Here is a 17,708-nt window from a genome sequence, read left to right as displayed (position 1 = left end):
GTTCTGCCGTGGACCGGTATGGCCGAGCGGCCCAAGGCAGAAGCGCCGTAGGGCACCCCGCTGCCGATCCGATCTCGGGCGGGCATCGGCCGGCCGGACCGCTTGTCAGTGCCGTTTGGTAAGAATGCAAGCGTGAGCAGCGAGAACGGGCCGTCCCGGCCGGACGGGGACGGCGGGGCCGAAGGAGCCCCGCCGGAGCAGCTCGCGCTCATACGGGAGACGGTGCGCGGGGCCAAGGTGCCCCGGGCCAAGCCACGCACATGGCGGGGCGCCGCCCTGGCCAAGGAGCGGCCCGTCGCGCGCGTGCTCGTGGACAAGGGCGTGCTCCACCTCGACCGGTACTTCGACTACGCCGTGCCCGAGGAGCTGGACGCCGAGGCGCAGCCCGGAGTCAGGGTGCGGGTGCGGTTCGGGGCCGGTCGGCACCGGGTGCGAGAGGGACGCCGCGAGGGCGGCGGGCTCATCGACGGCTTCCTCGTCGAGCGGCGGGACGAGTCCGACTACGTGGGGCCGCTGGCCGCTCTCGCCCAGGTCGTGTCGCCCGAGCCCGTGCTGAGCGAGGAGCTGCTCGGGCTCGCGCGGGCCGTGGCCGACCGGTATGCGGGCAGCCTCGCCGACGTGCTCCAGCTGGCCGTGCCGCCGCGCAGCGCCCGGGCCGAGCGGCGGCCCTCGCCCGAGCCCCTGCCGCCGCCGGCCGCGCCCGGCACCGGGTCCTGGGCGCGGTACGAGCGCGGAGGCGCCTTCCTCGAATCACTGGCCTCCGGAGGCGCTCCCAGAGCGGTGTGGAACGCCCTGCCGGGGCCGCTGTGGAGCGAGGAGCTGGCCCGGGCCGTCGCCGCGACGCTCGCCTCGGGACGCGGCGCGCTCGTCGTCGTACCGGACGGGCGGGCCGCCACGCGGGTCGACGCCGCGCTCACGGCGCTGCTCGGCGAGGGCCGCCATGTGCTGCTCACCGCAGACGCCGGGCCCGAGAAGCGGTACGCACAGTGGCTCGCGGTGCGGCGGGGAGCCGTACAGGCCGTGGTCGGAACGCGGGCGGCCATGTTCGCACCCGTGCGGGACCTGGGGCTCGTCGCCATCTGGGACGACGGGGACGACAGCCACAGCGAGCAGCACGCCCCTCAGCCGCACGCACGCGATGTGCTGCTGCTGCGCGCCGCCCTCGACAAGTGCGCCTTCCTGTCGGGCGGTTGGAGCTGCACCGTCGAGGCCGCGCAGCTCGTGGAGAGCGGCTGGGCGCGGCCCCTGGTCGCCGGGCGGGAGCAGGTACGGCGGTCCGTACCCCTGGTGCGGACCGTGGGCGACGACGACCTGGCGCGAGACGAGGCCGCCCGGGCCGCCCGGCTGCCCACCCTCGCCTGGCAGGCGGTCCGCGAGGGGCTGCGGCACGGACCGGTGCTGGTCCAGGTGCCCAGGCGCGGCTATGTGCCGCGCCTGGCGTGCGCGCAGTGCCGGGCGCCCGCGCGCTGCCGGCACTGCGCCGGACCGCTGCAGGCACAGGCCGAGGGCGCGCTCGCGTGCGACTGGTGCGGGCGTGCGGAGAGCGCCTGGCACTGCCCGGAGTGCGGGGGCTTCCGGCTGCGGGCCCAGGTCGTCGGCGCGCGCCGGACCGCCGAGGAGCTGGGGCGGGCCTTTCCCTCCGTGCCGGTGCGCACCTCGGGGCGCGAGCATGTGCTGGACACGGTCCCGGGCACGCCCGCGCTGGTCGTGAGCACCCCGGGAGCCGAGCCGGTCGCCGAGGGCGGCTATGCGGCCGCCCTGCTGCTGGACGGCTGGGCCATGCTCGGGCGGCCCGACCTGCGGGCCGGCGAGGACGCGCTGCGCCGGTGGATCGCGGCCGGGGCGCTGGTGCGGCCGCAGGGGGACCGCGGGACCGTGGTCGTCGTGGCCGAGCCGACCCTCAGGCCCGTACAGGCGCTCGTGCGATGGGACCCCGTGGGGCACGCCGTGCGCGAGCTGGCCGAGCGGGCCGAACTGGGCTTCCCGCCGGTGTCGCGGATGGCGGCCGTGTCCGGGACGCCGACGGCCGTGGCCGAGTTCCTGGGAGCGGTCGAACTGCCGCCGGACGCCGAGGTGCTGGGCCCTGTGCCGCTGCCGCCCACGCTGCCCGGCCGGGCGCGCAGGCCCGGCGCGCCGCCTCCCGGGGAAGACTGGGAGCGGGCGCTCGTCCGGGTGCCGCCGGGAAGCGGGGCCGCGCTCGCCGCCGCGCTGAAGACGGCTCAGGCCGCGCGGATGGCGCGGGGGAGCGGGGAGCCCGTGCGGGTGCGGATCGATCCGCCGGACATCGGCTGACCTGCGGTTGCCGGGCGCCGGTGGCGCGGCGCTCCCGTCGGCGGCCCGGCATACGGCGTGCTTCGGCGGCGGCCCGGCACACGGCTGCCCTCCCGGAAGGTCGCCCGGGAGGGCAGGTCACGGGCGGGTCAGCCGCTGCGTGGTCCGGGGAAGGCCGTCGGCCGTGCGTCGTCGCGCAGCGACGGGCTGCCCGCGGTCGGCTGGGTCGGCATGGAGCGGGCCGCGGGGACCGTCGGCACCGTGGGCAGGCCGGCGGTCACGTTGAGCGTGCGGGTGCCGGACGGCTCCGTCGCCCGGTCGGCCTCGGCGGCGGCCTGGGCCGCGGCGCGGCGGGCGCCGTAACGCCTGTGCACCGCCTGTTTGGTGACCCCGAGCGCCGAGCCCACCGCGTCCCAGGAGAAGCCGAGTGAGCGGTCGAAGTCCACGGCGGCCGTGACCAGGGTTTCGACACTGTCCCGGAGTTCCTGGGCGAGACGGACCGTCGGGGCGGGAGCGCGTCCGTAGACGACGAAGCCCGTGGACGGGCCGGAGCGGCGCGGGCGGTAGACGTTGCCCAGCTGGGCGGTGAGCGTACGCAGTGCGTCCACCTGCCGGCGGACTCGCTCGATGTCCCGCACCAGCAAGTGCAGGCTGGCCCGGGCCTGGGCGTCGTGGGTTGCGTGGTCGGCCATGAACAAGCCTCTCGAACCGGCGTTGAAAGGAATTGGGCCGCGAAAGCGGCCCTAAGTGGTCAACTCTTTCTTGACCAACGCGTGGGCGCTCCGCTGGTCACGGTGTGGGGGCGTATGGGCATATGCGTACGCCGCTTTCCCGCCCGCGCACCACCCGTCTCCAGTCGGCAGACAACCCGGACAACCAGCGGGGGCGCCCGCCGCCGGCGGCTTTCCCGCCGCGCGCCATCCGAGTCGCGGCAGACGTCGACCATGGCCGCCGTGTCGTCGCCGCGGGTGGCGTCCGTGGTCGTGATGTTGCCGTGTTGGCGTGGTCGTGATGTTGCCGTGGTTGGGCGGCGTCCGTGGTTGTCGTGTTGGCGTGGTGGGTGTGGTCCGCGGCTGACGTGTTGGCGTCGTGGGCGTCGCCCGTGGCCGCCGGGTCGTCGTCGTGGGCGTCGTCCCCGGTCGTCATGTCGTCGTCGTAGGCATCGTCCGTGGTCGCCACATCCATATCGGTGCCGGCGTCATAGACTGGTGCGCTGCCCGTCCAACCCCCGTCCGAGAGGCCCGATCCCGCATATGAAGCTTGTCTTCGCCGGTACCCCCGAGGTCGCCGTTCCCGCTCTGGACGCTCTGATCGCCTCCGGACGGCACGAGGTGGCCGCCGTCGTCACGCGGCCCGACGCGCCGGCCGGGCGGGGGCGCAGGCTGGTCGCGTCGCCCGTGGCCGAGCGGGCGGAGGAGGCCGGTATCGAGGTGCTCAAGCCCCTCAAGCCGCGCGACCCGGAGTTCCTGGCGCGGCTGACGGAGATCGCCCCGGACTGCTGCCCCGTGGTCGCCTACGGCGCCCTGCTGCCCCGGGTGGCCCTGGACATCCCCGCGCACGGCTGGGTCAACCTGCACTTCTCGCTGCTGCCCGCCTGGCGCGGGGCCGCGCCCGTGCAGCACGCCGTCATGGCGGGCGACGAGATCACGGGCGCCGCCACCTTCCTCATCGAGGAGGGGCTCGACTCCGGGCCCGTCTACGGCACCGTCACCGAGGAGATCCGCCCCACCGACACCAGCGGCGACCTGCTCACCCGGCTCGCCTTCGCCGGTGCCGGACTGCTCGCCGCGACCATGGACGGCATCGAGGAAGGCACCCTGAAGGCCGTACCGCAACCGGCCGAGGGCATCAGCCTCGCGCCGAAGATCACCGTCGAGGACGCCGAGGTCGAGTGGGCGACGCCCGCGCTGCGGGTCGACCGGGTCGTGCGCGGGTGCACGCCCGCCCCGGGGGCCTGGACCACCTTCCGTGGTGAGCGGCTGAAGCTGATCCAGGTGCGGCCGGTGCCCGAGCGGACCGACCTCGCGCCCGGGCAGCCGGCGGTCGGCAAGAACAGCGTGCACGTCGGCACCGGGTCGTACGCCGTCGAGCTGCTGTGGGTGCAGGCGCAGGGCAAGAAGCCGATGCGGGCCGCCGACTGGGCACGCGGGGTGCGTGTCGCGGAGGGCGAGCGGCTGGGCTGAGGCCCCGGAAGACGGGGGTGACGGGGTTCCGACGTACGCTGGGAACCGCACCTCCTTCTTCACATCCGGAGCACCTTTTTCGTGAGCGAGCAGTCCCGGCGGCCGCGCCGGCCCGCCAAGCCCTACCGCCGTCCCCAGAAGGACCCCGTCCGCATCCTCGCCTTCGAGGCCCTGCGCGCCGTGGACGAGCGGGACGCGTACGCCAACCTCGTGCTGCCGCCGCTGCTGCGCAAGGCGCGGGAGAAGGAGGGGCCCGAGAAATTCGACGCACGGGACGCGGCCCTCGCCACCGAGCTGGTGTACGGCACGCTGCGCCGCCAGGGGACGTACGACGCCGTCATCGCCGCGTGTGTCGACCGGCCGCTCAGGGAGGTCGACCCGCCGGTGCTCGACGTGCTGAGCCTGGGCGCGCACCAGCTGCTCGGGACGCGGATCCCGACGCACGCCGCCGTGTCCGCCACCGTCGAGCTGGCGCGGGTCGTGCTCGGGGACGGGCGGGCCAAGTTCGTCAACGCCGTGCTGAGGAAGGTGGCACAGGACGATCTCGACGGGTGGCTGGAGAAGGTCGCGCCGCCCTATGACGAGGATCCCGAGGACCACCTCGCCGTCGTGCACGCGCATCCCCGCTGGGTCGTCTCCGCGCTGTGGGACTCCCTCGGCGGCGACCGGGCCGGCATCGAGGACCTGCTGGAGGCGGACAACGAGCGGCCCGAGGTGACCCTCGTGGCGCGGCCGGGGCGGGCCACCGCCGAAGAGCTGCTGCGCGAGGACGCGGCCGTGCCGGGGCGCTGGTCGCCGTATGCCGTGCGGCTCGCCGAGGGCGGTGAGCCGGGTGCCGTCGAGGCCGTGCGCGAGGGGCGGGCCGGGGTGCAGGACGAGGGCAGCCAGCTGGTCGCCCTCGCGCTGGCGAACGCCCCGATCGAGGGTCCCGACGAGAAGTGGCTCGACGGGTGCGCGGGGCCGGGTGGGAAGGCCGCCCTCCTTGCCGCCCTCGCCGCCGAGCGCGGGGCCGCGCTGCTCGCCTCCGAGAAGCAGCCGCACCGGGCGGGCCTGGTGGCCAAGGCCCTGCACGGCAACCCGGGGCCGTACCAGGTCATCGCCGCCGACGGGACCCGGCCGCCGTGGCGGCCGGGCACCTTCGACCGTGTGCTGATGGACGTGCCGTGCACCGGCCTCGGCGCGTTGCGCCGGCGTCCCGAGGCCCGGTGGCGGCGGCGCCCCGAGGACCTGGACGACCTCGCGCCGCTCCAGCGCACGCTGCTGCGCACCGCGCTGGACTCGGTACGCGTCGGCGGGGTCGTCGGCTACGCCACCTGCTCCCCGCACCTCGCCGAGACCCGGGCGGTCGTCGCCGACGTGCTCAAGCAGCACCCGGCGACGGAGCTCATCGACGCGCGGCCGCTGCTGCCCCGCGTCCCCGCGCTCGGCGAGGGCCCGGACGTGCAGCTGTGGCCGCATCTGCACGGCACGGACGCGATGTACCTCGCGCTCATCCGCCGTACCGGCTGAGGGCACCGCCGACGGGCCGGTGCGGGCCCATGAGACGGAGGTGCGGGCCGGCGTTCACGCGTGTCCACAGGGGGCCGATAAGTACGATGAACGGCCTCGCCTGTGGACCGACGCGAACATCAGTGCTCCGGACATGGCAGGCTTGGGTCATGGCCGCGCAGATCAACCCCAGCATCCTGTCCGCAGACTTCGCCCGCCTCGCGGACGAGGCGAAGGCCGTCGAGGGAGCCGACTGGCTCCACGTCGACGTCATGGACAACCATTTCGTACCGAACCTCACCCTCGGCGTGCCGGTCGTGGAGTCCTTGGCCCGGGCGACGGGTACTCCGCTGGACTGCCACCTGATGATCGAGAACCCCGATCGCTGGGCGCCGCAGTACGTGGAGGCGGGCGCCTCGTCCGTCACCTTCCACGTGGAGGCCGCCGACGCGCCCGTGCGACTCGCCCGGGAGATCCGCGCCAAGGGTGCCCGCGCGTCCATGGCACTGAGGCCCGCGACGCCGATCGAGCCCTACGAGGATCTCCTCCCGGAGCTCGACATGCTGCTCATCATGACGGTCGAGCCGGGGTTCGGCGGCCAGGCCTTCCTCGACATCATGCTGCCCAAGATCCGCCGCACCCGTGAGCTGATCACCAAGCACGGTCTCCAGCTGTGGCTGCAGGTCGACGGCGGTGTCTCGGCGTCCACGATCGAGCGGTGCGCGGAGGCGGGAGCCGACGTCTTCGTCGCCGGTTCGGCGGTGTACGGGGCCGAGGACCCGGCTGAGGCGGTGCGTGGCCTGCGCGCCCAGGCGGACGCGGCCACCGCCAAGGCGTCCTGGGCATGCGACCACTGAGCCACGGCTACGTGAACGCTTGAAGGAACGGCGCCCATCAGGGCGGATCAGTTGCGCCGAATCTGCAAGGATGAACGGCGAATCCAGAGTGTGAACAGCAGTGAGGAGATCGCCGTGTCGGGTATGTCGGCGGGCCGGTCAGCCATGCGGATGGGACCCGCTGAGCTGGTGCAGGCGGCGGCCATGGCCCGCCGCTTCTACCTCGAGGGGAAGTCCAAGATCCAGATCGCCGAGGAGTTCGGCGTCAGCCGCTTCAAGGTGGCCCGGGTCCTGGAGACGGCCCTCGAACGGGATCTCGTACGTATCGAGATCCGTGTGCCGGCCGAGCTGGACGCCGAGCGCTCCGACGCGCTCCGCGCCCGGTACGGCCTCAGGCACGCCGTCGTGGTCGAGTCCCCGGCCGAGGCCGAGGAGACCCCCGACCCCGAGAACCTCGGCGAGGTCGCCGCCGACCTGCTCGGCGAACTCGTCAACGAGGGGGACGTGCTCGGGCTGGCCTGGGGCCGGTCCACCATCCACATGGCGGCGGCCCTCGACCGGCTCCCGCCGTGCACGGTGGTGCAGCTGACGGGCGTGTACGACGCCGGGACCTCCGAGCGCGGCTCGGTGGAGGCGGTGCGGCGTGCCGCGCAGGTGTCGGGCGGGGACGCGCACCCCATCTACGCGCCGATGCTGTTGCCGGACGCGGCCACCGCGGCGGCGCTGCGCCACCAGACCGGGATCGCCCGGGCCTTCGAGTACTTCGACAAGGTCACGGTCGCCTGCGTCTCCATCGGCTCCTGGGAGCCGGGTATCTCGACGGTGCACGACATGCTCAGCGACGAGGAGCGCGCGCACTACGCCTCGCTCGGTGTCGCCGCCGAGATGGCCGCGCACCTCTTCGACGCCGAGGGGCGCCGGGTCGGGCGGGACCTGGGGGAGCGGTGCATCACGGTCAAGGCCGATCAGCTGCGCCGTATCCCGGAGGTCGTGGCGATCGCCGGCGGGCAGCGCAAGGCGTCCGCGATCGACGCGGTGCTCCGCTCCGGTCTTGTCACCAGCCTGGTCACGGACACCTCGGCCGCGGACTACCTGATGACGGCGGGACCGACGCCGAAACCCGCGCTCAACCGCGCGGACCCGGACGGGGTCTGACGGCGGGTCGCGGCGACGTCGTGACGGGACGGCCGTGGCAGCATCGGCGCCATGCTGCCACGGTTCGTCCCCCCACCGGTCCTGCGCCGCGTCCCCCGGGCGCTGGCGGGGCTGCTGGTCTGTCTCTCCGTCCTGTTGACGGGATGCTCCTCGCACCCGGGCACGGTGGCGTCCTCCGGCGTGTCCACCCCGTCGTGGGCCGGGGGCATGGCCACCGTCGAGGAGTCCCGGCTCCCGGCCGAGGCCCGGCAGACCCTCGCCCTGATCGGCAAGGGCGGACCCTTCCCGTACGCCAGGGACGGGGTCGTCTTCAGCAACTTCGAGCGGCTGCTGCCCAAGCGCCGGCGCGGCTACTACCACGAGTACACGGTCAGGACGCCGGGCTCGCAGGACCGCGGGGCGCGTCGCATCGTCACCGGACAGGGCGGGGAGATCTACTACAGCGATGATCACTACAAATCGTTCCGGGCGGTGCTGAGATGAGCGAAGACCTGACGGGCCGGCTCATGGTCACCCTCGACCTCGGGGGCGTCACGGACAAGGCGGGCCTGATGGACCGGACGGCCCGGGCCCTCGCGCTGCCCGACTGGTTCGGGCGGAACTGGGACGCCCTCGTGGACTCCCTCTGCGACCACACGGTCTGGCCCGAGGGCGCCGTCGAGCAGGGACTGCTGGTCGTGGTGCGGGGCTGGCGGCCGTACGCCGAGGCGAATCCCGAGGAGTGGCGCACCGCGCAGGACGTGTTCGCCGAGGCGGTGGACCGCACCCCGGCGCTCACCGTAGTGCTGGCCCTAGGAGGATCCTCCTAGACCCCCTCCGACCAGCCTGGATGTTCTGTGGGGGAGTGATGGTGCCCCAGTCATGGGAGAATGAAGTACGTGCTCTTTTCCCCCTGGCGCACCCGTCAGGGGGTCACCTCTGATCGACTGGGATGTGCAGCACGTGCGTTTCCTCAATGACATCCAGCCCGCGTACGACCTGACGTACGACGACGTGTTCATGGTGCCGAGCCGCTCCGCGGTCGGTTCGCGTCAGGGCGTGGACCTCGGCTCGCCGGACGGCACGGGCACCACCATCCCGCTCGTCGTCGCCAACATGACCGCCATCGCCGGTCGCCGCATGGCCGAGACGGTCGCCCGGCGCGGCGGCCTGGTGGTCATCCCGCAGGACATCCCGATCGACGTGATCACCGACGTCATCTCCTGGGTGAAGAGCCGCCACCTGGTGCTGGACACCCCGATCGTGCTGGCCCCGCACCAGACCGTCGCCGACGCCCTGGCCCTGCTGCCCAAGCGGGCGCACAACGCCGGTGTGGTCGTCGACGAGGACCACCGGCCCGTCGGCGTCGTCACGGACGCGGACCTGAGCGGCGTGGACCGCTTCACCCAGCTCGAAGTGGTCATGTCCAAGGACCTGCTGCTCCTCGACGCGGACATAGACCCGCACGAGGCCTTCAACACCCTGGACGCGCACAACCGCCGTTACGCCCCGGCCGTCGACAAGGACGGCAAGCTCGCCGGCATCCTGACCCGCAAGGGCGCCCTGCGCGCCACGCTGTACACGCCGGCCACCGACGCCGAGGGCAAGCTGCGCATCGCCGCCGCCGTCGGCATCAACGGCGACTTCGCGGCCAAGGCCAAGCAGCTGCTCGACGCGGGCGTGGACACGCTCGTCATCGATACCGCGCACGGTCACCAGGAGTCGATGATCAGCGCGATCAAGCAGGTGCGCGCCCTTGACCCGCAGGTGCCGATCGTCGCGGGCAACATCGTCTCCGCCGAGGGTGTCAAGGACCTGATCGACGCGGGCGCGGACATCATCAAGGTCGGTGTCGGACCGGGCGCCATGTGCACCACCCGCATGATGACCGGCGTGGGCCGCCCGCAGTTCTCGGCCGTCCTGGAGTGTGCCGCCGAGGCGAAGAAGTACGGCAAGCACGTGTGGGCCGACGGTGGCGTCCGGCACCCGCGCGACGTGGCCATGGCCCTCGCGGCCGGCGCGTCGAACGTGATGGTCGGCTCCTGGTTCGCGGGCACCTACGAGTCCCCGGGCGACCTCCAGCAGGACGCGGGCGGCCGCCTGTACAAGGAGTCCTTCGGCATGGCCTCCGCGCGCGCGGTGAGCAACCGTACGTCCGAGGAGTCGGCCTACGACCGCGCCCGCAAGGCGCTGTTCGAGGAGGGCATCTCCACCTCCCGCATGTTCCTCGACCCGGCCCGCCCGGGCGTCGAGGACCTGATCGACTCGATCATCGCGGGCGTCCGCTCCTCCTGCACCTACGCCGGCGCCGGCTCCCTGGAGGAGTTCGCCGAGAAGGCCATCGTCGGCATCCAGAGCGCGGCCGGCTACGCCGAGGGCAAGCCGCTGCACGCCAGCTGGAGCTGACCCGACTCCCTTCCGCACGGCCCTCGCTGTTCCCCCTGCCGGGAACAGCGGGGGCCGTCCGCGTGCACGGGGTCATGGAGAGCCGTAAACGGGTGGGCCGCGGGGTCGGCGAGGGGCCCGTGCAACGGTCCGCAGCGTCGGCGCAACGATTTGTCATACCGGCCTGATGAACGCAATGATCATGCGGGGACGCGCAAGGTTGCTGCATTACGCCCGTGAAGGCCCGCCTCATAGGGTGCTGCGCTGTACGTGGTGTGGCGGGGACCCCGCTCGGTGGGTTCCTGCCCGGCAGGCGCCTACCCGGTCCCCACCTGTCCTGACCGGCATCGAACAAGGAGCCAATGCGTGCTCGACCAAGGCGCACCCCCGCACAACCGCACAACGGCCGCCCCCGCATCCCCGGGCGTCGCCGCGCGCCTCATGCGTCGCAAGCCCGTGGAACGCCTGGTCGCGGAGGGCGGCCAGGGTGAGGGAGGGGCGCTCAGGCGCTCTCTCGGGCTGTGGCAGCTGACCATGATCAGCATCGGTGCCACCCTCGGCACCGGCATCTTCGTGGTCCTCGGCAATGCGGTTCCGGAGGCGGGTCCCGCGGTCACCCTGGCCTTCGTGATCGCCGGGCTCACGGCTCTGTTCTCGGCTCTGTCGTACGCCGAACTGGCGGGCAGCATCCCGGTCGCCGGCTCCTCCTACTCGTATGCGTACGCAACGCTGGGTGAGCTGGTCGCCTGGGTCTGCGGCTGGTGCCTGGTGCTGGAGTACGGCGTGTCGGTGGCCGCTGTCGCGGTCGGCTGGGGCGAGTACCTGAACGAGCTGCTCGACGGCACCATCGGTGTCACCATCCCCGCCGCCCTGTCCTCGGCCCCGGGCGAGGGGCACGGCATCATCAACCTCCCCGCCCTGATCGTCGTCCTCCTGGCGATGGTGTTCCTGCTCGGCGGCGCGCGTGAGTCCGCCCGCGCCAACACGATCATGGTCTGCGTGAAGATCGCCGCCCTGGTGCTGTTCTGCGCGGTCGGCTTCATGGGCTTCAAGTCCGGCAACTACCGCGACTTCATGCCGCTCGGCATGTCCGGGGTCAGCGCCGCGGGTGCCACGCTGTTCTTCTCGTACATCGGCTTCGACGCCGCCTCCACCGCCGGTGAGGAGGCGAAGAACCCCAAGCGGGACCTGCCGCGGGCGATCATGCTGTCGCTGATCATCGTGACCGCGCTGTACGTGCTCGTCGCGGGCGTCGCCGTCGGCGCCTGGAACTGGAAGAAGTTCGACGGCTCGGAGGCCACCCTCGCCGCGATCATGAACGATGTCACCGGCCAGACCTTCTGGGGCACCCTGCTCGCGCTGGGCGCGGTCATCTCCATCGCGAGCGTGGTGCTCACCGTGCTGTACGGCCAGACCCGCATCCTGTTCGCGATGTCGCGCGACGGCCTGGTGCCGAAGGCGCTCGGCAGGATCCACCCGAAGACCGGCGCTCCCCGCCTCAACACAGTGATCGTGTCCCTCTTCTGCGGTGTGCTCGCCGCCCTCATCCCGCTGGGCAAGCTCGTCGACGCCACCAGCATCGGCACGCTGTTCGCCTTCGGTCTGGTCAACATCGCGGTCGTCGTGCTGCGGTACAAGCGGCCGGAGCTGGAGCGTACGTTCAAGGTGCCGTTCGGCCCGGTCCTGCCGGTGCTGGGCTTCGCGTTCTGCGCGTACAACATGTTCAGCCTCGACACCGTCACCTGGCTCGTCTTCGGGTGCTGGATGGCCGTCGGGCTCGTGTTCTACTTCGTATACGGCTATCGCCGTTCCCGTCTCGCGACCGCTGAGGACGTCGTGGTGGCGGCAGAGAAGTGACCGATCTGAAGAAGTGAACCACCCCCTGTGCTGAACGATCTCGACGAACGCATCGTGCACGCCCTCGCCGAGGACGCCCGCCGCTCCTACGCGGACATCGGGCAACTGGTCGGCCTGTCCGCGCCCGCCGTCAAGCGGCGCGTGGACCGGCTGCGGGCCACCGGAGCCATCACCGGATTCACCGTGCGGGTCGATCCCGCGGCGCTCGGCTGGGAGACCGAGGGGTTCGTCGAGGTCTACTGCCGGCGCAACACCTCGCCGGAGACCATTCAGCGGGGGCTGGAGCGCTACCAGGAGGTCGTGGCCGCGTCGACCGTCACCGGCGAGGCGGACGCGATGGTCCAGGTCTTCGCGTCCGACATGCGCCACTTCGAGCGGGTGCTCGAGCGGATCGCCGGGGAGCCGTTCGTCGAGCGGACCAAGTCGGTGCTGGTGCTTTCGCCGTTGCTGCGCCGTTTTTCTTCGGGGGCGCCGGGGTAGGGCTCGGGGCGCGCTGTCCTGTGCCGGGTGCGGGTGGACTGTGGCTTGTGGCGCAGTTCCCCGCGCCCCTGAGAACGCTGCGGTCGAAGGCGCCCGAAGGGGCGCGAGGGACCGCGACGCACCCGCACCCGGCGACGGTCGAGGCCCCCGGGCTCTACTCCGCGGTCTTGCGGGCCAGCGGGTTGTTGCCGATGGAATTGTGCACGCTGAAGCTCACCGCGTCCGGTCGATACCGGTCGTCCGACCACTCCACCGGCCGCCCCTCACGGGTCGTGGTGACCCGCCGTACCCGCAGCAGCGGACTCGTACGGCGAACCCCGAGCAGCTCGGCGTCCTGCGCGCCGCAGGCGACCGCGTCGATGATGTGCTCGCCGTAGGCGAAGACCAACCCCGTCTCGTCGTACAGCCGTTGGGTGACCGACGGGCAGTCGGGCTCGATCGCCTCGACCGCCGGCGAGATCCAGTCCGCGTACACCGTACGCTCCAGCAGCACCGGCTCGCCGTCCAGCCCGCGCACCCGCAGCACGTGCAACACCCGTGTCCCGGCGGGCAGCTGGAGCCGTACGGCGTCCTCCTGCGTGGCCGGGCGGTACTGCTGGGACACCACGTGCCCGGTGGCCTCGCGGCCCATGGCCCGCGCCCACTGGGCGAAGCTGCGCAGTTCCTCGAAACTCTGGCTGCGGCGGCTGGCGAGCACCACCCGCCGGGCGCCCTGGCGGGAGCCGATCAGGCCCTCGGCGGTGAGGGTCGCGACGGCCTGGCGGACCGTTCCGCGTGAGACGCCGTATTGCGCCGCGAGTTCCGACTCCGAGGGCAGCCTGCTGCCGACCGTGTACTCCTCGCGGTCGATCGCGCGCCGAAGTTCGTCGGCGATCTCCTCGTGTCGCGCCGTCATGCTTCCCCTCTGCATAGGTCGCTGTGCACAGCGTGACCAGCCTAATCGAGACCTGAGCGTGATCTGTAACGGTCTGGATTGTGCAGACAAGTTGGGTCCAGAGTTTCGCCACGGTTTACAGACAGGACACCTGTGACGGGCGTACTGTGACGCAACTTGTTCAGACAAGTTCTCCGTACTTCTCACTTCGCACCGCATCGATCCCCCGTGCGCACCCCTGGAGAGACCGTGACCGTGTCCCTGCCGAGAAACGCCGTCCTCGGCGGCTCCCTCGCCGTCGTCGCCGCCCTCGCGCTGAGCGCCTGCGGCGCCGCCCCCGACAACGCGTCCACCAAGACCAAGGACGGCAAGAGCGCCGCCACCGCCACCTCGGCCGCCGACTTCGGCGGCGTCGACGCCCTCGCCAAGGCGGCCAAGAAGGAGGGCACGCTGCACATCATCGCCGTGCCCCGCGACTGGGCGAACTACGGCGCCATCATCGACGGCTTCCAGAAGAAGTACGGCATCAAGATCGAGGACGAGAGCCCCGACGGCTCCAGCCAGGACGAGATCAACGCCGTCACCTCCCGCAAGGGCCAGGACCGCACCCCCGACGTCCTCGACCTCGGCAGCTCCTTCGCGCTCAGCGCCGCCCAGCAGGGCCTGCTCGCGCCCTACAAGGTGGCCTCCTACGCCGACATCCTCGAGGGCCAGAAGGACCCGCAGGCCCGCTGGTTCAACGACTACGGCGGCTACATCTCCATCGGCTGCGACGCCAAGCGCGTCAAGACCTGCCCCACCACCTTCAAGGACCTCCTCAAGCCCGAGTACAAGGGCCAGGTCGCGCTCAACGGCAACCCGACCAAGTCCGGCTCGGCCTTCGGCGGCGTCTACGCGGCCGCGCTCGCGAACGGCGGCTCCTTCGACAACATCCAGCCCGGCCTCGACTTCTTCGCCAAGCTGAAGAAGAACGGCAACTACACGCCCGTCGAGTCCACCCCCGCCACCGTCGAGAAGGGCGAGACGCCCATCAGCATCGACTGGGACTATCTGAACGCCGGCTACGCCGACGAGTTCAAGTCCAAGGGCGTCGACTGGAAGGTCACCATCCCCACCGACGGCCAGTACGCCCAGTACTACTCCCAGGCCATCAACAAGGACGCCCCGCACCCGGCGGCCGCCCGCCTGTGGCAGGAGTACCTCTACAGCGCCGAGGGCCAGAACCTGTGGCTCAAGGGCTACGCCCGCCCGGCCCTGATGACCACCATGGACAAGGCCGGCACGCTCGACAAGACGGCCGCCGCCAAGCTGCCGAAGGTCACCGGTACGCCGTCCTTCCCGACGGAGGCCCAGCAGAGCAAGGCCAAGACGGTCATCGCTCAGGGCTGGGGCAAGGCCGTCTCCGGATGACCGCCGCTCTCCCGCGTGCGGACGTGGCGCCCGTCGCTTCGGCGAAGCGGCGGCGCCGCGCCCCCGGCTGGCTCGCCGTGGTGCCGCTGCTGGTGTTCACGGCGATCGCCTTCGGACTGCCCGCCCTCGCGATCCTCGACGGCGCCTTCACGGTCAAGGACCAGACCACCGGCGCCACCTCCTACACGGTCCAGAACCTCTCGACCTCGCTGCAGGGCCCGTACCTCACCGCGCTGATCGGCAGCGTCAAGCTGTCGGCGATCTCCGCCGGGCTCGGTGCCCTGCTCGGGCTGCCGCTCGCGCAGGCCGTGGTCAGCTCCCGCTCCCGCGCGCTGCGCGAGGCCGTGCTGACCGCCTCCGGCGTGCTCGCCAACTTCGGCGGCGTCCCGCTGGCCTTCGCCTTCGTCGCCACACTCGGCAACGCGGGCGTGCTGACCATGCACCTCGGTCTGAAGGACAGCGGCTGGAACCTGTACAGCTTCTGGGGCCTGGTCCTCGTCTACCTGTACTTCCTGATCCCGCTGATGGTCCTCACCATCACCCCGGCCCTGGACGGCCTGCGCGTCCAGTGGCGGGAGGCCGCGCTGAACAACGGCGCCACCGGTGTGCAGTACTGGCGCCACGTGGCCCTGCCCGTCCTCGCGCCCTCCCTGCTCGGCGGTCTGGTCCTGCTGTTCGGCAGCGCCTTCGCCGCCTACGCCACCGCCGCCGCGATGGTGGGCAGCGCGGTCCCGCTCGTCACGCTGCAGATCGCCGACGCCCTCTCCGGCAACGTGCTGGTCGGCCAGGAGAACGTCGCCCTCGCCCTCAGCCTCGACATGGTGCTGGTGGCAGGCCTGGTCATGGCCGTGTATCTGCCCCTGCAACGACGGAGCGCCCGATGGCTCGACGCCTGACCCCCTGGCGCTGGGCCGTCCTCGGCCTGGCCGCCCTGTACTTCCTGGTACCGCTCGCCGCGTCCGTGATCTTCACGGTCGACGTGCCCGGCCAGGGCGTCACCTTCGACGCCTACACCAAGATCCTTTCCACCACCGGCTTCACCTCCAGCCTGCTGCTCTCGCTGGAGCTGGCCGTGGCCACCATCGCCGTCGTGCTCCTGCTGATGGTGCCCGCCGTGGTCGCGCTGCGGCTCGGCGCGCCCAAGCTGCGGCCGGTGGTGGAGGTGGTGTGCTCGCTGCCGCTGGTGGTGCCGCCGATCGCGTTCGTCGCCGGAATCGTGACCGTGCTGAAGTGGGGCCCGGAGCATCTGTCCCGCACCCCGCTGTTCGAGACGTTCGTGGTGATCCAGAACGAGAACTTCCCCGTGGTGCTGGTCCTCGCCTACGTCGTGATGGCCCTGCCGTTCGTCTACCGTGCCCTGGACGCGGGCCTGCGCGCCATCGACGTGCGCACCCTCGTCGAGGCCGCCCGCAGCTGCGGCGCCTCCTGGCCGCAGGCCCTCGTACGGGCCGTGCTGCCGAACCTGCGCGGGGCCCTGCTGAACGCGACCTTCCTCACGCTGGCGCTGGTGCTCGGCGAGTTCACCGTCTCCCACCTGCTCGGCTACGAGCCCTTCGCCGTGTGGATCTACAACGTCGGCGGCTCGCAGGCCCAGATGTCCGTCGCCGTGTCCGTGCTCAGCCTGCTCGTCACCTGGGCCCTGCTGCTCGCGCTCGCCGGTGCCGGCGGACGCTCCCGAACCGCTTCCTCCCGGGGATGAACCATGACCGTCACCACGCTTGAGAAGGCGACCGCCGAAAAGGCCGCCACCGTCGAATTCCGGGGTCTCAGGAGGGAGTTCGGGGCCACCGTCGCCCTCGACGGGCTCGACCTGACCGTCCGCCCGGGGGAGTTCCTGGCCCTGCTCGGCCCCTCCGGCTGCGGCAAGACCACCGCGCTGCGCATGCTCGCCGGGTTCGAACACCCGGACTCCGGCGCCGTGCTGGTGGACGGCGAGGACGTCACCCATGTCCCGGCCCACCGCCGCGACGCCGGGATGGTCTTCCAGTCGTACAGCCTCTTCCCCCATCTGAACGCCGTCGACAACGTCGCCTTCGGGCTGCGGATGCGGGGGGTCCGCACGGCCGAACGGCGGTCCCGCGCCGCCGAGTTGCTGGAGCTGGTCGGACTCGGCGACAAGGGGGAGCGGTTCCCGCACCAGCTCTCCGGCGGCCAGCAGCAGCGCATCGCGCTCGCCCGGGCCCTCGCCCTGCGCCCGCGCGTGCTGCTGCTCGACGAGCCGCTGTCCGCGCTGGACGCCAAGGTCCGCCTGACCCTGCGCGAGGAGATCCGCCGCCTCCAGCAGGAACTCGGCATCACCACCCTCTTCGTCACCCACGACCAGGAGGAGGCCCTCTCGGTCGCCGACCGGGTCGCCGTCATGCGCGCCGGACGCCTCGAACAGTGCGCCGAACCCGCCGAGTTGTACGGCCGTCCCGCCACCGCCTTCGTCGCCGAGTTCGTCGGCACGATGAGCCGGATCCCGGGCGAGCTCAAGGACGGCACCGTCGAGGTGCTCGGCCGGCGGCTGCCGGCCGACGGCGAGGTGCCGGACGGCGCGGTCGACGTGCTGGTGCGGCCGGAGTCCGTCCAGGTGCGGGCCGACGAGCAGGGCAGCGCCCGGGTCGTCGCCACCGCCTTCCTGGGCGCCGTCGTCCGGGTCACCGTACGGCTCGCCGACGGCACCGAAGCCAAGGCCGACCTGCCCGCCCACGAGGCCACCGGGCTCGGCGCCGGAACCGCCGTCGGCGTGTCGCTGCCCGAGCGGCCGGTGCTGGTGGCCGAACGTATCCAGAAGTGAGGAACGACAAC

16 protein-coding genes are annotated in these 17,708 nt (G+C 72.2%); 14 read left to right on the top strand and 2 right to left on the bottom strand.

From position 1 onward, the window contains the following. The first annotated feature begins 132 nt into the window (after positions 1-132). Entirely contained in the window at positions 133-2,292 is a 2,160-nt protein-coding gene (locus AVL59_RS33835; protein ID WP_067312374.1) for a primosomal protein N', read from the top strand. 128 nt (positions 2,293-2,420) lie between these two features. On the opposite strand, the gene AVL59_RS33830 is transcribed toward AVL59_RS33835, so the two are convergent. Continuing rightward, positions 2,421-2,963 (bottom strand): hypothetical protein, encoded by a 543-nt coding sequence (locus AVL59_RS33830; protein WP_067312372.1) that lies wholly within the window; start codon positions 2,961-2,963, stop codon positions 2,421-2,423. Between the two features lie 561 nt (positions 2,964-3,524). On the opposite strand from AVL59_RS33830, the gene fmt reads away from it, so the two are divergent. The 9 genes from fmt (at position 3,525) to AVL59_RS33785 (ending at position 12,634) form a co-directional block, all read left to right on the top strand. Continuing rightward, a complete protein-coding gene (gene fmt, locus AVL59_RS33825; RefSeq protein ID WP_067312369.1) occupies positions 3,525-4,454 on the top strand; it encodes a methionyl-tRNA formyltransferase in 930 nt (309 codons plus the stop codon). 81 nt (positions 4,455-4,535) lie between these two features. Further along, complete coding sequence (locus AVL59_RS33820; RefSeq protein WP_067312367.1) at positions 4,536-5,963, top strand: RsmB/NOP family class I SAM-dependent RNA methyltransferase; 1,428 nt, start codon at positions 4,536-4,538, stop codon at positions 5,961-5,963. A 149-nt stretch (positions 5,964-6,112) separates the two neighbouring features. Beyond that, entirely contained in the window at positions 6,113-6,799 is a 687-nt protein-coding gene (gene rpe / locus AVL59_RS33815; RefSeq protein WP_067312364.1) for a ribulose-phosphate 3-epimerase, read from the top strand. A 90-nt stretch (positions 6,800-6,889) separates the two neighbouring features. Beyond that, complete coding sequence (locus AVL59_RS33810) at positions 6,890-7,933, top strand: sugar-binding transcriptional regulator (protein WP_067312362.1); 1,044 nt, start codon at positions 6,890-6,892, stop codon at positions 7,931-7,933. Positions 7,934-7,984: 51 nt separating this feature from the next. Then, the gene (locus tag AVL59_RS33805) at positions 7,985-8,416 is read left to right on the top strand and encodes a guanyl-specific ribonuclease (protein ID WP_067312359.1); all 432 of its coding nucleotides are present in this window, start codon (positions 7,985-7,987) and stop codon (positions 8,414-8,416) included. Beyond that, positions 8,413-8,742 (top strand): barstar family protein, encoded by a 330-nt coding sequence (locus AVL59_RS33800; protein ID WP_067312358.1) that lies wholly within the window; start codon positions 8,413-8,415, stop codon positions 8,740-8,742. The genes AVL59_RS33805 and AVL59_RS33800 overlap by 4 nt, the downstream gene beginning before the upstream one ends. Before the next feature lie 133 nt (positions 8,743-8,875). After that, on the top strand, positions 8,876-10,318 hold the full coding sequence (locus tag AVL59_RS33795) for a GuaB1 family IMP dehydrogenase-related protein (RefSeq protein ID WP_067318075.1): 1,443 nt from the start codon (positions 8,876-8,878) through the stop codon (positions 10,316-10,318). Between the two features lie 345 nt (positions 10,319-10,663). Further along, a complete protein-coding gene (locus AVL59_RS33790; protein ID WP_067312355.1) occupies positions 10,664-12,154 on the top strand; it encodes an amino acid permease in 1,491 nt (496 codons plus the stop codon). Positions 12,155-12,181: 27 nt separating this feature from the next. After that, entirely contained in the window at positions 12,182-12,634 is a 453-nt protein-coding gene (locus tag AVL59_RS33785; RefSeq protein ID WP_067312352.1) for an Lrp/AsnC family transcriptional regulator, read from the top strand. Positions 12,635-12,788: 154 nt separating this feature from the next. Here the strand turns inward: AVL59_RS33785 and AVL59_RS33780 are convergent, their stop codons facing one another. Beyond that, the gene (locus AVL59_RS33780; RefSeq protein WP_067312349.1) at positions 12,789-13,529 is read right to left on the bottom strand and encodes a GntR family transcriptional regulator; all 741 of its coding nucleotides are present in this window, start codon (positions 13,527-13,529) and stop codon (positions 12,789-12,791) included. 228 nt (positions 13,530-13,757) lie between these two features. Here AVL59_RS33780 and AVL59_RS33775 point away from each other — a divergent pair, with 228 nt between their 5' ends. The 4 genes from AVL59_RS33775 to AVL59_RS33760 are packed head-to-tail and all read left to right on the top strand — an operon-like array spanning position 13,758 to position 17,697. Then, positions 13,758-14,918 (top strand): ABC transporter substrate-binding protein, encoded by a 1,161-nt coding sequence (locus tag AVL59_RS33775; protein WP_067312347.1) that lies wholly within the window; start codon positions 13,758-13,760, stop codon positions 14,916-14,918. After that, positions 14,915-15,814 carry an ABC transporter permease gene (locus tag AVL59_RS33770; protein WP_067312344.1) on the top strand — a complete coding sequence of 300 codons (900 nt, stop codon included), beginning with the start codon at positions 14,915-14,917 and terminating at the stop codon, positions 15,812-15,814. The genes AVL59_RS33775 and AVL59_RS33770 overlap by 4 nt, the downstream gene beginning before the upstream one ends. Continuing rightward, a complete protein-coding gene (locus AVL59_RS33765) occupies positions 15,799-16,617 on the top strand; it encodes an ABC transporter permease (protein ID WP_067312341.1) in 819 nt (272 codons plus the stop codon). Before AVL59_RS33770 ends, AVL59_RS33765 begins: the two co-directional genes overlap by 16 nt. A gap of 3 nt (positions 16,618-16,620) precedes the next feature. Further along, complete coding sequence (locus AVL59_RS33760) at positions 16,621-17,697, top strand: ABC transporter ATP-binding protein (RefSeq protein WP_067312339.1); 1,077 nt, start codon at positions 16,621-16,623, stop codon at positions 17,695-17,697. Positions 17,698-17,708: the final 11 nt, after the last annotated feature.

The organism is Streptomyces griseochromogenes, from assembly GCF_001542625.1.
In the GTDB taxonomy this organism is placed as follows: domain Bacteria; phylum Actinomycetota; class Actinomycetes; order Streptomycetales; family Streptomycetaceae; genus Streptomyces; species Streptomyces griseochromogenes.
This window is presented reverse-complemented; position numbering and strand designations above follow the sequence as displayed.

Coding starts and splice junctions, on each gene's coding strand:
- rpe (WP_067312364.1), top strand. CDS start 6,113: ATGGCCGCGCAGATCAACCCCAGCATCCTGTCCGCAGACTTCGCCCGC.
- AVL59_RS33780 (WP_067312349.1), bottom strand. CDS start 13,529: ATGACGGCGCGACACGAGGAGATCGCCGACGAACTTCGGCGCGCGATC.
- AVL59_RS33805 (WP_067312359.1), top strand. CDS start 7,985: ATGCTGCCACGGTTCGTCCCCCCACCGGTCCTGCGCCGCGTCCCCCGG.
- AVL59_RS33800 (WP_067312358.1), top strand. CDS start 8,413: ATGAGCGAAGACCTGACGGGCCGGCTCATGGTCACCCTCGACCTCGGG.
- fmt (WP_067312369.1), top strand. CDS start 3,525: ATGAAGCTTGTCTTCGCCGGTACCCCCGAGGTCGCCGTTCCCGCTCTG.
- AVL59_RS33830 (WP_067312372.1), bottom strand. CDS start 2,963: ATGGCCGACCACGCAACCCACGACGCCCAGGCCCGGGCCAGCCTGCAC.
- AVL59_RS33765 (WP_067312341.1), top strand. CDS start 15,799: ATGGCTCGACGCCTGACCCCCTGGCGCTGGGCCGTCCTCGGCCTGGCC.
- AVL59_RS33760 (WP_067312339.1), top strand. CDS start 16,621: ATGACCGTCACCACGCTTGAGAAGGCGACCGCCGAAAAGGCCGCCACC.
- AVL59_RS33770 (WP_067312344.1), top strand. CDS start 14,915: ATGACCGCCGCTCTCCCGCGTGCGGACGTGGCGCCCGTCGCTTCGGCG.